This is a genomic window from Epilithonimonas sp. (assembly GCF_032055105.1).
Lineage (GTDB): Bacteria > Bacteroidota > Bacteroidia > Flavobacteriales > Weeksellaceae > Epilithonimonas.
The window spans coordinates 281,184-294,344 of record NZ_DAMBRK010000001.1; the positions used below are offsets into that span (position 1 = coordinate 281,184).

Annotated in this window: 14 protein-coding genes and 1 pseudogene; 9 read left to right on the plus strand and 6 right to left on the minus strand. The window is 34.4% G+C overall.

What is annotated here, in order from left to right; all coding sequences use genetic code 11:
* The first annotated feature begins 864 nt into the window (after positions 1-864).
* The 5 genes from RTY06_RS01155 (at position 865) to RTY06_RS01175 (ending at position 5,300) form a co-directional block, all read left to right on the plus strand.
* Positions 865-1,455: a super-infection exclusion protein B gene (locus tag RTY06_RS01155; RefSeq protein ID WP_312822185.1), complete on the plus strand. Its 591-nt coding sequence runs from the start codon at positions 865-867 to the stop codon at positions 1,453-1,455.
* A 240-nt stretch (positions 1,456-1,695) separates the two neighbouring features.
* The gene (locus tag RTY06_RS01160; RefSeq protein ID WP_312822187.1) at positions 1,696-3,393 is read left to right on the plus strand and encodes an AAA family ATPase; all 1,698 of its coding nucleotides are present in this window, start codon (positions 1,696-1,698) and stop codon (positions 3,391-3,393) included.
* Between the two features lie 277 nt (positions 3,394-3,670).
* Positions 3,671-4,237, plus strand: coding sequence for a Crp/Fnr family transcriptional regulator (locus RTY06_RS01165; protein WP_312822189.1), 567 nt, complete (start codon positions 3,671-3,673; stop codon positions 4,235-4,237).
* A 79-nt stretch (positions 4,238-4,316) separates the two neighbouring features.
* Entirely contained in the window at positions 4,317-5,054 is a 738-nt protein-coding gene (locus tag RTY06_RS01170) for an SDR family oxidoreductase (protein WP_312822190.1), read from the plus strand.
* 66 nt (positions 5,055-5,120) lie between these two features.
* A complete protein-coding gene (locus RTY06_RS01175) occupies positions 5,121-5,300 on the plus strand; it encodes a hypothetical protein (RefSeq protein WP_312822192.1) in 180 nt (59 codons plus the stop codon).
* A 17-nt stretch (positions 5,301-5,317) separates the two neighbouring features.
* On the opposite strand, the pseudogene RTY06_RS01180 reads toward RTY06_RS01175, so the two are convergent.
* A pseudogene (locus RTY06_RS01180) lies at positions 5,318-5,518 on the minus strand (IS91 family transposase); the annotation flags it as partial.
* A gap of 103 nt (positions 5,519-5,621) precedes the next feature.
* Here RTY06_RS01180 and RTY06_RS01185 point away from each other — a divergent pair.
* Positions 5,622-5,903 carry a hypothetical protein gene (locus tag RTY06_RS01185; protein WP_312822193.1) on the plus strand — a complete coding sequence of 94 codons (282 nt, stop codon included), beginning with the start codon at positions 5,622-5,624 and terminating at the stop codon, positions 5,901-5,903.
* Between the two features lie 355 nt (positions 5,904-6,258).
* Here RTY06_RS01185 and RTY06_RS01190 read toward each other — a convergent pair whose 3' ends face one another.
* From RTY06_RS01190 to RTY06_RS01210, 5 genes are all read right to left on the minus strand, one after another.
* A complete protein-coding gene (locus tag RTY06_RS01190; protein ID WP_312822194.1) occupies positions 6,259-7,056 on the minus strand; it encodes a TPM domain-containing protein in 798 nt (265 codons plus the stop codon).
* On the minus strand, positions 7,037-7,465 hold the full coding sequence (locus tag RTY06_RS01195) for a TPM domain-containing protein (RefSeq protein ID WP_409450819.1): 429 nt from the start codon (positions 7,463-7,465) through the stop codon (positions 7,037-7,039). The genes RTY06_RS01190 and RTY06_RS01195 overlap by 20 nt, the downstream gene beginning before the upstream one ends.
* Positions 7,465-8,061 carry a LemA family protein gene (locus tag RTY06_RS01200; RefSeq protein WP_312822196.1) on the minus strand — a complete coding sequence of 199 codons (597 nt, stop codon included), beginning with the start codon at positions 8,059-8,061 and terminating at the stop codon, positions 7,465-7,467. The genes RTY06_RS01195 and RTY06_RS01200 overlap by 1 nt, the downstream gene beginning before the upstream one ends.
* Before the next feature lie 125 nt (positions 8,062-8,186).
* Positions 8,187-8,957 (minus strand): nucleoside triphosphate pyrophosphohydrolase, encoded by a 771-nt coding sequence (gene mazG, locus RTY06_RS01205; RefSeq protein WP_312822199.1) that lies wholly within the window; start codon positions 8,955-8,957, stop codon positions 8,187-8,189.
* Positions 8,958-9,047: 90 nt separating this feature from the next.
* A complete protein-coding gene (locus tag RTY06_RS01210; protein ID WP_312822201.1) occupies positions 9,048-9,698 on the minus strand; it encodes a protein-L-isoaspartate(D-aspartate) O-methyltransferase in 651 nt (216 codons plus the stop codon).
* Positions 9,699-9,889: 191 nt separating this feature from the next.
* Here RTY06_RS01210 and RTY06_RS01215 point away from each other — a divergent pair, with 191 nt between their 5' ends.
* The 3 genes from RTY06_RS01215 (at position 9,890) to RTY06_RS01225 (ending at position 12,988) form a co-directional block, all read left to right on the plus strand.
* The gene (locus RTY06_RS01215; RefSeq protein ID WP_312822203.1) at positions 9,890-10,867 is read left to right on the plus strand and encodes a beta-ketoacyl-ACP synthase III; all 978 of its coding nucleotides are present in this window, start codon (positions 9,890-9,892) and stop codon (positions 10,865-10,867) included.
* Positions 10,868-10,909: 42 nt separating this feature from the next.
* On the plus strand, positions 10,910-11,734 hold the full coding sequence (locus RTY06_RS01220; RefSeq protein ID WP_312822204.1) for an SDR family oxidoreductase: 825 nt from the start codon (positions 10,910-10,912) through the stop codon (positions 11,732-11,734).
* Positions 11,735-11,959: 225 nt separating this feature from the next.
* On the plus strand, positions 11,960-12,988 hold the full coding sequence (locus RTY06_RS01225) for a Gfo/Idh/MocA family oxidoreductase (RefSeq protein WP_312822206.1): 1,029 nt from the start codon (positions 11,960-11,962) through the stop codon (positions 12,986-12,988).
* The last annotated feature ends 173 nt before the right edge of the window (positions 12,989-13,161 follow it).

Sequence of the window (13,161 nt, forward strand, 5' to 3'; positions counted from 1 at the left end):
TTTGTCTAATTTTATCTTGGGTGGTAATGATGGAAAAAATCTTTTACCCCTGCCCCTGAAGGGTGAGATTTTTTTAGGATTTTATCATGTGTATAACCGGGGTTGAGTGATTATCTTAAATTATGTAAAACCATATAGGCACCTAGGACATTATAGTCCTAGGTGTGTATAAAGAAGGTATAGTAATATATTACCGAAAAAAAAATAAATGAATTACTACTTTTGATTTTGGCTGCAGTATAAATTCATGAGGTCTACATGGAGAATGAGCTCATAGGTAAGCCAAATGCTGCCTAGATAAAATCCTGTGATGATACCTTTCTGAATGTAATGTTTGACTGTTCTTTCGCAGACTCCAAGATAACTGGCAACCTGCTTGCAATTGAGTAGTTTGCCTCGATTTTGTATTGAAATATCTTGTGGTTGAGACACCTTGATGAGAATGGTAGAGACTATCTGATCTATCATAGTCTGAGTAATGATTAATCTTGGTTTCATGGTAATTGGTTTTTTGTAGGACTAAGTTACGTTTTTTTACAATATATTGGTTTATAAATGGTTATTTTGTAATAGAGGTATTTTCTGGACTTTTTTGAGCCGTAATAAAATTAATTGAAAGGAAAATAAACATGACTGTAGAATTATGAATGTAATTTGTTTTTTGTAAAAATTACTGTAAAAGTTGCGTATAAACAATCACAACAAACAATAACAGCTTAACAATAAATACCTTAAATAAGACGCAAAAAGAATTGGTGTAACTGTATATATTTTATATTGGCGCAATGCGTATATTTGAGTGTTGTGCGACATTTTAGAATAAAGATCGAATCAAATACCTAAATAGAAAACAAAGTCTAAATAATGGAAAACTTAAAAGCTCTTTTTGATTTAACAAAATTACCTGCGAAATTTTTCTTTTTGTTTTCGGTTTTATCCGGATTTATTTTGTTTGCAGATGACAATCTTTTGAAAAAAATTCATTTAGAAAAATTGAATGAATCTTATGGGTGGATAATTGGATTGGTATTTATCTCAACTTCAGGGTTAGTTCTATTAAACTTTGTTATTTGGGCGTTCAAAAAAATTTCTTATGAAATTAAATTTATTAAAGTAAAAAAAGAATACAAAGAAAGATTAAAAACACTTGATTTTCACGAGAAATCTGTGCTTAGAGAATTTATTATTAACCAAAAATCTTCAATTGATGTTCCAATAGATAATCCAACAATATCAGGGTTAATTAGAAAAAATATAATTTCAATTAATAAGCAGTTTGGAAATAGCTTTATAATGTCAGGAATGAATACATCAGTATCAATGAATAAATTTGTTGAAAAACACTTAACGGCAAAAGATATCGACCTTCCAGAAACCCAAAATCCAACTGAAGAAGAAATTGATTTTATAAAATCGAACCGACCTGATTGGGTTGAAAGTAGATGTAGATATTAAAAAAACGTCGCACAACAAAGGTTTGGCGCAATGGCGGGTTAAGGCTAAAATTAAAGTTTTGTCTTTCTATTCCGCAAAAAGCCAATTGCATTGACTTTTTTTCTTAAATTTAATCAATTAATTGGCTTTTGCTTACCGTGTCGCTAAATTGAAACTTTTCGCTTCAATTTCCGCCACTGACGCCAAGCCCCGAAACGTTAGTCGTAATTGCTTCGCAACATACACGTAGACAACTCAACCATGAAAATATTAAATTTCTCTGTTACTAATTACAGAAGTATAACACAAGCTCATAAAATCCCATTAACCGATTTAACAGTATTAATTGGTAAAAATAATGAAGGAAAATCAAATTTATTAAAAGCTTTGAATGTGTCAATGAACATTCTTGAATATCATTCAAAAAATGTTAGAATAAGATATGGTGGAATGTATAGTTCTAGAAATAGTGATAATTTCTATAACTGGGAGAGAGATTTTCCTATAGGCAATAGAAGCTCACGAAACAAAAGCACTACTTTCAGAATAGAATTTGAGTTAGAAACAGATGAGATTGAAGAATTTAGAAAAACCATAAAAAGTAACCTAAACGGAACATTACCTATTGAAATAAGTATAAACTCTGAACATACTCCCAAAGTAAAAGTTATAAAGAAAGGTCGTGGAGCAAAGACTTTGAACAGTAAGTCTAAAGCAATTTCAGAATATATTGGCAAAAAAATTTACTTCAATTACATTCCTGCAATTAGAACAGACAAAGAATCAATGAAAGTAATTGATAACATGCTTTCAAAAGAATTAGAAACAATTGAAAGTAAGCAAGAATATATTGATGCGGTTAATACTATTTATGAATTACAAAAACCAATACTAGAGAAACTTCAAATTAATATAAAAGATTCACTTAGAGAGTTTCTTCCTCATATAACAGCTGTGAGTATCGAGCAATTAGAAGAAAAAAGAAGAATAGCTTTCAGAAATCAATTTGAAGTATTTGTTGATGATGGTAACAAAACAAGTTTAGAATATAAAGGTGATGGTGTTAAAAGTTTAGCAGCACTTGGTTTACTGAAAAATATTACAAGTCAAGATAGAAACATATTCTCATTAATTGCGATTGAAGAACCAGAATGTCATTTACATCCTGGTGCAATTCATCTTTTGAAAGATGCTATTTACAATCTAAAAAGAAGTAATCAAGTAATTGTTACAAGTCATAATCCACTTTTTGTAAATCGTGATAATATAAAAAACAATATTATTATTGATAATGGTAAGGTTCGAGTTACAAAAACAATAAAAGAATTAAGAGAATTACTAGGAATTAAGGCTTCTGATAATTTAGTTAATGCAAGTTTTGTATTAGTTGTTGAAGGTGAAGAAGATGTCATTGCCTTAAAATCACTTTTACCATACTATAGTGAGAAATTAGGTAAAGCAATTAGAAACAATTTATTAATTATCGATAAATTAGGTGGAGCAACAAATTTATCATACAAATTATCTCAATTATCACATTCATTGTGTACATATCATGTTTTATTAGATAATGATGATGAAGGAAAAAAAGCTTACCAAAAAGCTGAACAAGATAACAATTTAAAAATTAAAGATTTAACTTTAACAATATGTAATGGTTTTAACGAAAGTGAGTTTGAAGACATACTAAATCCCGCAATTTATAAGCAAAATTTAATGGACAAATTTGGAGTAAACATTGATGTTAGTGAGTTTCGAGGAAATCAAAAGTGGTCCAATAGAATGCGAAATGTTTTTCTTTCCCAAAGTAAACCTTGGACAGACAAGCAAAAAGAAATAATAAAATCAGAAGTTGCAGATTGTGTATCAATGAATTTGCAAACAGCAATAAAACCCAACAATGAAAATGTAATTTTGAAATTAGTTGAAAATTTAGAAAATTTAATATCAAAAGTGTAAATTGCAATTACGGCTAACAATGTATTGGAAAATGCGGGAGGAAGTGCTGAATTGAAAATCCATCGCTTTTATGCCGCCGCTATTTTTCCATTCCACAATTTTTTTTGTAGTTTAAAATATCGGCTACGCTTGGTCGAAAATTGAACTAAAATTCATTTTTAGCCCGCACTTCGCCAATACGTAATTCCGTTACAGGCAATGTTAAACCGACCACACATCCGGACACTTTTTACCAAATGGTAAATCATAGCTCAGGACATTTACTAACTTTGCAACAATGGAAAAATTGATTGAATATATTTTACAGTTCGGCAATCTAAATAAACAACAAATAGAATTTATTATAAGTAAAGTAACCGAAATTGAACTTGGCAAAGACAAGTATTTTTCGGAAGCGGGTAAAATTCCCCGACAAGTCGGTTTCGTTGTGGACGGTGTTGTTCGTGGTTGCTATTACAACAACAAAGGCGAAGAAATTACACGTTGTTTTATCCCCGAAAATAATTTGGTGGTAGATTATCCCAATTTTGAAGCAAATTCAACTTCTTCCGAATACTTGCAAGCCAGTACAGACTGTAAACTCATCGTGTTTTCAAAACAAGACTGGGAAGAGTTATCTCATACAATCGTTGGTTGGGACAATATTAAAAATAAAATGGTGCAAAAGTGCCTTTATCAAAAATCCAGAAAAACCCCTGTCATTTCACAAGACGCAACCACACGCTATTTGGAATTTTTAGAAAACTATCCAACACTTGCTAATCGTGTCGCACTTTCTCATATTGCTTCGTATTTAGGCTTTACGCAACAATCATTGAGCAGAATCAGAAAAAACATACGCTAAAATCATTTTTTACCAAATGGTAAATGACTTCATTTTTTATCGGGCAATCTTTGCACCATAAATTTTAAATCAAAGAAAAATGAAGTCAGTATTTATCACAGGAGCGAACAAGGGTATAGGCTTTGAAACAGCAAAGCAACTATTGCAAAAAGGATTTTACGTTTACATCGGAAGTAGAAATTTAGAAAATGGTTTACAAGCCATAGAAAAACTGAAAGCTGAAAACTTGACAAACGTTGAAGCCATTCAGATTGATGTAACCGATGATAATTCAGTAAAAAATGCCCAAATTGAAATCGGTAAGAAAACGGGAATTTTAGACGTTTTGATTAACAACGCAGGTGTAAATGGCGGTGCACCTTACACAGCATTGGAAGCAAATTCGGAACAATTTTTATCAGCATTTAATACCAATGTGTTTGGCGTGGCAAGAGTTACACAAGCATTTATTGATTTATTACGCAAATCATCAGAACCAAGAATTGTGAATGTAAGCACAAGTGTTGGTTCAATTACACTTCAAAGCGACCCGAATTGGTTTGGCTACAACTTTGCAAAATATGCGGTCTATGGTTCGTCAAAAGCAGCTTTGAATATGCTTACCGTACATTTGGCTTACGAACTTCGGGATACACCATTCAAAGTAAATGCCGTTTGTCCTGGTTACACAAAAACCGATTTTACAGGTTACAACGGTGGCGAAGTTGAAGAAGCAGGAAAACGTATTGTAAAATATGCTTTGCTTGACAAAAACGGAGTAACAGGAAAATTTATCAGCGAAGAAACCAATCCCGAAACAGGCGAAATTCCTTGGTAAAAAATGGAGTGATAAAAAAACACTGCCTGTACTAACTAAGTTTTCGTCTTGTCCGAAGGACACGAGATGAAAACCCTGTTGAGCGGAACCTTCGGGAGCTTTTTGCTGGGCTTTTCAGATATTATGGGGTTATCGATGAAAGATTTTTTAGAGATAAAAGAGGCTTCGAGAAGAGTCTCTTTTTTTGTGGCGATTTTGGTGGTTTTTTCTTGGTTTTATTGTGTTTTTCTTCACTTTTGGGCATAAACCCCTTACCCAAAATGCTAGATTTTAGGCGTTTGTAAATTTTGGCTCATCTCCAAAAACCAACTTGGCGGACCTCGAAGATCGAACGTGGCAATCGTCACAAGATTTCCAACTTTACAACACGTACATTTCGGCCGAAAAGCTTTTGGCGGAAGCTTTTCTTTGGGTTGAATGCCTAAATTTTGTTGCAGATTTTTAAGTTTGATACGCTTCCTAGTTCATTTTAGGCGTTAAACAATTTTAATTTTTTAATCAACGTTTTTTTTAGTTTTTTTCTCGCACTTGCTTTTCTTATTTTTGGTAATTCCACTAATAATCAAAATGGCTCAGAATAAAAACGCACAGATCCGATACAAAGCATTGGATAAATGCTTTTCAAATCAGTTCAAAAGATACCAAGATCTGATTGATTATTGTTCTAGTGTGCTTTCAAACCATTACGGAACGGAAAGTTCAGTTTCTCGCAGACAGATTATTGATGATATGAATTTCATGAAAAGTGAAGCTGGTTATGATGCACCGATTGAAAGTTATAAAGATGGAAGAAAAGTCTACTACCGCTATTCTGATCCTGAGTTTTCAATTCTGAAAAACACCTCTTAATCCTGCTGAATTGACTTAATGAAGCAATAGAAACTTTGTCTAAGATGAATAATTTGCCCGGATTCGATTGGGTTAATTCCATTCAGGCAAAACTTAATTTCGCATTAAGAATTTCTGATAACCACCGTCAAATTATTAGTTTTGAGGATAACAAATTCTAAAAGGAATTGAGTTTTTAAATCCTTTATATCAAAGTATTCTTAATGAACAGTGCTTAGAAATGTACGTCTTCAAACCTAAAAAGATATTTTATATTTCTAAGCTTTTATTAATAACAAAAGCGATTAATTCAAAAAAAAGTAAAAAATAAAACCCAGACAAAAATCTGAGTTTTATTATATAATTATTTGTCAATTTACCATCCGCCAGAGGCACCGCCTCCGCCAAAGCTGCCGCCTCCGCCGAACCCACCGAAGCCTCCACCTCCACTGCTTCCACCACCAAACCCACCTCCGCCGAAGCTTCCTGGAAATGGAAAGAATCCGCCTCTGTATCTTCGGTTTCCTCTTCTAGAGAGTGTGTAGTCATCGTCGTCATAGTTTCCTCCACCGTTATTACCATTAGTTAAACTTATCAAAATAATAATGACAATTATAATTAGGATAATAGCGCTAATACTGATTCCGCCTTCGTTTTTTTGCTTCTTTACAATCGGTTTGAATTTCCCTTGAACTGCTTCCATAATAGCAGAAGTTCCACGATCAATCCCGTTATAGAATTCTCCTTTTTTGAAAGCAGGTGTTACAAGATAATCCAAAATCTGTCCTGCAACAGAAGCCGTTAAATATTGTTCAACAGCACGACCTTGCTGAATTGACATTGTTCTATCTTCCGTCGCAATCAGGAAAACCACACCATTATCAACACCTTTTTGTCCGATTCCCCATTTTTCTCCGTACATCGTTGCGAGATAATTGACATCTTCGCCACTGGTTGTCGGGACAATTACGACTAAAATCTCTGTAGAAGTAGAATCGGAGAACTTGATGAGTTTTTGATTCAGCGCGTCTTTTTCACTTTCCGACAGCAAATTAGCTTTATCATAAACAGGATAAAGAACCGCTGGTTTTTCTGGCACCAACTGAGCTTTGGAAAATAATCCAAAAATCAGAAATAATGCAAAAATATATCGTTTAAGAGAAGCTGATATCATTGGGTAATTCATTGATATTTTCCCCAACTACAGGGAAATATTTTTTCAGTTCAAGTCCTGTTTTCAAAATGGCATCTTTCAGACCTTTGTAGTAATTTTCGTTTACAAATTCGGAAGTAATCTCATCGTGAAGATTATCCCAAAATGTTTGTTTTACTTTTTTATGAATGCCTTCATCACCGATAATCGTGAGATAATGTTGTTCAAAATTGACGTAAAACAAAACGCCATTTCTTTCCTTAGTCAAATGCATTTCTAAAGATTGAAAAATTGCAAACGCTTTTTTTGCAAAATCATCTTCAGCTGTGGAATCGATATGCACACGAATCTCGCCCGAAGAGTGGTCTTCAGCTATTTTGATGGCTTCCACTAGGGAAGCCATCTCTGTATCTGTAAGGAAATGATTCATTATTCTGAAAATACGCTTGGTGCTTTTTCTGCGCCAGCCTCAGCTTTGAAATATGGTTTTTCTTTGAAGTTGGAGAAGTTCGCTATTACGTTATTTGGGAACGTTTTGATTCTCGTATTGTATTCTCTCGCCGCATCGTTATAATAAACGGTTTCTGAACGGATACTGTTTTCAATCGCTGTGTATTCTCTCTGGAAGTTGATGTATTGCTGGTCAGCTTTCAGGTTTGGATAACTTTCTACAACTGCCATCAATCTGCTCAATGTTCCGCTTAATTCACCTTGTGCTGCTTGGAATTTTGCCATATCAGCCTCAGTCATATTAGTTGGGTCGATGTTGATTGAAGTTGCTTTTGACCTTGCTTCAACTACTTTTGTCAATGTTTCTGTCTCGAATTTAGCATAAGATTTCACCGTTCTTTCCAAGTTTGGAATCAGGTTCGCTCTTTTCTGATAAACGGTTTCTACGTTGGACCATTTTGCGTTGACAGTCTGTTCCTGTCCTACAAAACTGTTTCTAACTCCAACTGCCCAAAATCCGACAATTGCAATTAATGCAACGATTACAATTAATACAATACAACCTTTACCTTTCATAGTTTGATGTGTTTTAAATTTTAATTAAATCAAATATACAAATTATATGCAATGATGGAATTTATTTTTAATTAAAGTAATTTGCTTAAAAATATGGCTTCGAGAGCCTCAGCCTGACAAGAAATTTATTTCTCAAAAACCTTAGCTTCTTCCCAAAGTTCATCCATTTCTACAAGATTAAGGTCAGCTAGACTAAGGCTTTTAGACAAAGCCAACTCTTCCATTTTTTGAAACCTTGAAATAAATTTTGAATTGGTTTTTTCCAAAGCTGTATCAGCATTCAGTCCCGAGATTCTTGCGTAATTAATCAAAGAAAAGAAAACATCGCCTAATTCAGCTTCTTTTTTATCCTTCTCAGTTTCTTGATGAAATTCCTGCAATTCTTCTCTCACTTTCTCCCAAGCATCGTTTGCAGAATCGAATTCAAACCCAATACCTTTTACTTTATCCTGGATTCTGTAAGCTTTTATGATTGGAGGTAAACCTTTCGGCACACCAGACAAAATGGATTTGTTTCCTTCTTTCAGTTTCAGTTTTTCCCAGTTCTGTTTTACCGCTTCTTCATCTTCCGCAACTGTGTCGCCATAAATATGAGGATGACGGAAAATTAACTTTTCGTTCAAAGAATTGATGACATCAGCGATATCAAAACTTTCCTTTTCTGAACCGATTTTCGCATAGAAAACCAAATGCAACAACACATCGCCCAATTCCTTTTTGATTTCTAATAAATCTTCATTCAGAAGCGCGTCGGACAATTCATAAGTTTCTTCTAAAGTGAGATGACGAAGTGTTTCAAAAGTCTGCTTTTGATCCCATGGACATTTTTCCCGAAGGTCATCCATTATATCGAGAAGCCTTCCGAATGCTTCCATTTTTTCTTGTCGTGTATTCATTATTATTTTTATTTAAACACAAAGGCACAAAGGATTCAACAAAAGAACACAAATTTTAGTGAGCCTTGTGTAAACTTTGAGTTTTTGTGGTTAGAAAGATTTATTTTGAAGCATCGGAACAAATTTATAAACGCCGAATTCCTCTTTCTCAAATTGAGTTTCCGATATTTTCGTAAATCTATAAAGAATCTGTTCATCTGTTTTTCCTAAAGGAATTACCATTTTTCCGCCAACTTTTAATTGTTTTAAAAGTTCGGTTGGAAGAATCTCCGCGCCACAAGTCACCAATACTTTGTCAAATGGCGCAAACGTTGGCAAACCAGCAAATCCGTCTCCGAAGCTTTGAAATTTTGGTCTAAGATTCAATTCTCGCAGAATCTTAGTAGAAAAATTGTACAAGTCCTTTTGACGTTCAATCGTGTAAACCAAAGCTTTCATTTGGATCAAAACGGCAGTCTGATAACCACAACCCGTTCCAATTTCTAAAATTTTTTCACCTTCATTGACTTCTAGCAATTCAGTTTGCTCCGCAACCGTTGAAGGATGAGAAATTGTTTGCTTGGCAGCAATTGGAAAAGCGCGGTCTTCATAGGCATAATCTTCGAAAACACTTTCTATGAAAAGGTGTCTTGGCACTTCGTTCATTGCATTAAGAACAAAAGAATCGGTAATCCCGATTTTCTGATGAAGATAATCTATTAATTGTTTTCTTTTGCCTTTGTGAACGTAAGTATCTCTCATTATTCTAATTAGAAGTTTTTAAATCTAGTCTGCAATTTCGGAAGGAAAAATTTAAAATCCAAACAAGAATCATTATTTTAAAAATTTATTAAAAATCAAAACCTTAATTAGATTAAACTTTATAAATTTGATTGTTTTTTTATTAAAAACTTAAATATTATTTCAATTAATTGAATGAACGAATGAATGTTATGCAGAAATTAAGAGCTTACATCAAAGGAACAGGATCTTATGTTCCTCCAAAAATTTTAAAAAATGATTTTTTCGAAAAAGTAGGTTCTTCCGACGAGTGGATTTTTAAAAACCTGGGAATCAAAGAACGCCGAATTGCCGATGGTGAAGTCACCAGCGATTTGGCTTATAAAGCAGGTTTGAGAGCTCTGGAAAATACAGACGTCACGCCAAAAGATATCGACCTGATTATTGTTGCTACTTCTACCCCAGATAGACAAGCGCCTTCAACAGCGTGTTTTGTTCAGGAAAAAATGGAAGCCCCTCAAGCTGTGGCATTTGATATTTCTGCAGTTTGTTCTGGTGGACTTTATGGGATTGCAATTGGTTGTCAGTTCATTGAAACAGGAATGTATAAAAATGTGCTTGTGATTGGCGCTGATACTTTTTCAACGATTACCGACTGGGAAAGAAAAGATTCGGTTTTCTTTGGCGATGGCGCTGGAGCTATTTTGCTATCCGCTACGACTGAAGATAAAGGTTTTATAGATTTCAAACTTCACGCAGATGGAACAGGGAAATATCATTTCAATATTCCAGCAGGTGGTTCAGAAATGCCAGCTTCGGAAGAAACTTTGAAGCAAAAACTCCATTATTTTCAAATGAACGGTAAAGCAGTTTTTGAAACTGCAACCAGAGTTTTGCCAGAAACAATTAAAGAGATATTAGACGCCAACAAGCTGACTTCTGATAATGTAGATTGGGTGATTCCGCATCAGCCAAGTATTAGAATTTTACAAGAAACCGCTAGAAAAACCAATATCCCATTCGAAAAAGTAATGACTAATATGGATAAATACGCCAACACATCCGGCGGAACAATCCCAATTGTTCTGGATGAGACTTATAAAAGCGGCCGTATAAAACCTGGTAATCTTTTGCTTTTTGCCGCGGTTGGTTCCGGATGGACTTGGGGGACAGCACTTTATAAAGCGTAAGATAATTCATTAATTTTTAATTATTAATTGTTAATTAGCAATATGTTAGATAATCAAACTTTCCTTATTACCGGAATTGCAGATGAAAACTCTCTTGCAATGACAACCGCAGAAAAAATCCTTGCCAACAATGGAAAAGTGATTTGTACAGGATTAGGCGTTACTCCTTTTCACAAAAACCTTTCCGAAAAAGCAGAATCTTTCCTCAATAAAAATTATGAAGACTTCGAAAATGCCTGTAAAAAAGTTTTAGGTGATGATGTTTACACTGCTCCACTTGATGTGACTTTACCAGAAAGTTTAAACTATTTTGCTGATGACTTGAAAACGAAAGATATTAAGCTAAATGGTTTTCTTCACGCGATTGCAATGGACAAAACCATTAGAAACAAAGCTGTAAAACCAATGCTGGAAGTAACAGCGGAAGAATTCAATGACACGATGAATGTTTCTGCGTTTTCTCTAGTTACACTTTGTCACGCTTTACTTGCGAATGAAGTTTTGCAAAATGGCGCTTCAATTGTTTCATTAAGCTACATTGCCGCGGAGAAAGTTTCGTTTTTTCCTTATATCAATATGAGTATTGCAAAAGCGGCGCTTGAAAGACTAACGATTGAAATGGCTTACGAGCTCGGAAAAAAATATGGAATCCGTGCCAATGCAATCAGATTTTCACCTTTTATGGGAAGTAAAGCCGGTAATGCTACTTTGAAAGTTGAAGATGTTGAAAGAGCCAATAGAATCAGTCCGCTTGGAAATGCACTTCCTGAAGATTTGGCTCACGAGATTGTTCATCTTTTCCGAAAAGAAACCAGAATTACGGGAGAAATTCGTCACGTGGATGGTGGCTTTCATATTATGGGATAGATTGGGTTAGAGAGTTGGGGTGTTGGAGAGTTTATAGGAAGTCTTCGACTCCGCTCAGACTGACAAATCTAATAGTTTATTTTCAGTAATGTCAGGCTGAGGCTCTCGAAGCCTTTCATAGATTTAAATTCATTAAAAAATATTTCGATAAAGATTCAAGTTGCAATTTTGTAGCTTGAATTTTTATTTAGTTAAATTGCATTATCAAAATTATTTTAAACATTTATGAGACAGATAAAAACTGCTTTGTTAGCTTACGGTGGTTCGGGGAAATTGTTCCACGCTCCATTTCTTGAAGTAAACAATGGTTTCAAATTAATAGGCGCTTACGAACGAAGCAAAAAAAATATACAAACCGACTATCCGAATGTTAAAAGTTTTGATTCTTTGGGAGAAGTTTTGGAAAGTGATGCGGAATTAATTGTGGTTAATACACCGATTGACACGCATTTCGAATTCACTAAAAAAGTTTTGGAAGCTGGAAAACATGCTTTGGTAGAAAAGGCTTTCACAACAACTTCCGAGGAAGCAGAAGAATTACACCAACTCGCCAAAGAAAAAAATCTAAAGCTTTGCGTGTATCAAAACCGAAGATACGACAGCGATTTCCGAACTGTGAAAAAAGTGTTGGAAGAAGAATATCTTGGCGAAATCGTAGAAGCAGAAATTCGATTCGAAAGATATAATCCAGAGTTGAGTCCGAAAGCGTGGAAAGAAAACGGAAATCCAGGAGCCAGTATCTTGATGGATCTTGGTTCTCACGTGATTGACCAAGCTTTGACATTATTCGGAAATCCGGAAAAGGTCTTTGCTGATATCCGAAAAACAAGAGACAACACCCAGATTGATGATTATTTTGACATTCTGCTTTATTATCCTGACAAACGTGTGAGATTAAAAGCCAGTTTTTTTGTTAAAGAAATGACGCCTTCTTACGTTTTCCACGGCAAGAAAGGAAGTTTCTTAAAACACAGAGCAGACATCCAAGAAGATGAATTAAAACTTGGAAAAGTTCCGAATCGTGACAATTGGGGAACAGAACCTGAAGACAAAACTGGACTTTTGGTTTACAATGACAGAGTTGTCAACTTCCCAACTTTTCAAGGCAATTATCTTGATTTCTACGATGACCTTTACAATGCAATCGTGAACGATAAAAAAGTTCCCGTAACTGCAAAACAAGCTTATCATACGATGAAAGTGATAGAAGCAGCGAAAGAGAGTTCGGAGAAAGAAGAAGTAGTTCAATTATAAATGGTGAATGATAAATTATAAATGATATTAAAAATGACAAGACTCAGAATCGTAAAAAATTCTGAGTCTTTTTTTATGTCGAGTTGCTTTAATTCTTAAATTTACGACTTTAAGAAAATTAAGCTATGAAATCGCCGTAATTCGGAAATGCAAATACCGATAAAATTTTAGCG

Excerpts from the sequence above, each read along its gene's own strand:
- RTY06_RS01155 (WP_312822185.1), top strand. The coding sequence starts at position 865 with ATGGAAAACTTAAAAGCTCTTTTTGATTTAACAAAATTACCTGCGAAA.
- RTY06_RS01160 (WP_312822187.1), top strand. The coding sequence starts at position 1,696 with ATGAAAATATTAAATTTCTCTGTTACTAATTACAGAAGTATAACACAA.
- RTY06_RS01165 (WP_312822189.1), top strand. The coding sequence starts at position 3,671 with ATGGAAAAATTGATTGAATATATTTTACAGTTCGGCAATCTAAATAAA.
- RTY06_RS01170 (WP_312822190.1), top strand. The coding sequence starts at position 4,317 with ATGAAGTCAGTATTTATCACAGGAGCGAACAAGGGTATAGGCTTTGAA.
- RTY06_RS01175 (WP_312822192.1), top strand. The coding sequence starts at position 5,121 with ATGAAAACCCTGTTGAGCGGAACCTTCGGGAGCTTTTTGCTGGGCTTT.
- RTY06_RS01185 (WP_312822193.1), top strand. The coding sequence starts at position 5,622 with ATGGCTCAGAATAAAAACGCACAGATCCGATACAAAGCATTGGATAAA.
- RTY06_RS01190 (WP_312822194.1), bottom strand. The coding sequence starts at position 7,056 with ATGATATCAGCTTCTCTTAAACGATATATTTTTGCATTATTTCTGATT.
- RTY06_RS01195 (WP_409450819.1), bottom strand. The coding sequence starts at position 7,465 with ATGAATCATTTCCTTACAGATACAGAGATGGCTTCCCTAGTGGAAGCC.
- RTY06_RS01200 (WP_312822196.1), bottom strand. The coding sequence starts at position 8,061 with ATGAAAGGTAAAGGTTGTATTGTATTAATTGTAATCGTTGCATTAATT.
- mazG (WP_312822199.1), bottom strand. The coding sequence starts at position 8,957 with ATGAATACACGACAAGAAAAAATGGAAGCATTCGGAAGGCTTCTCGAT.
- RTY06_RS01210 (WP_312822201.1), bottom strand. The coding sequence starts at position 9,698 with ATGAGAGATACTTACGTTCACAAAGGCAAAAGAAAACAATTAATAGAT.
- RTY06_RS01215 (WP_312822203.1), top strand. The coding sequence starts at position 9,890 with ATGCAGAAATTAAGAGCTTACATCAAAGGAACAGGATCTTATGTTCCT.
- RTY06_RS01220 (WP_312822204.1), top strand. The coding sequence starts at position 10,910 with ATGTTAGATAATCAAACTTTCCTTATTACCGGAATTGCAGATGAAAAC.
- RTY06_RS01225 (WP_312822206.1), top strand. The coding sequence starts at position 11,960 with ATGAGACAGATAAAAACTGCTTTGTTAGCTTACGGTGGTTCGGGGAAA.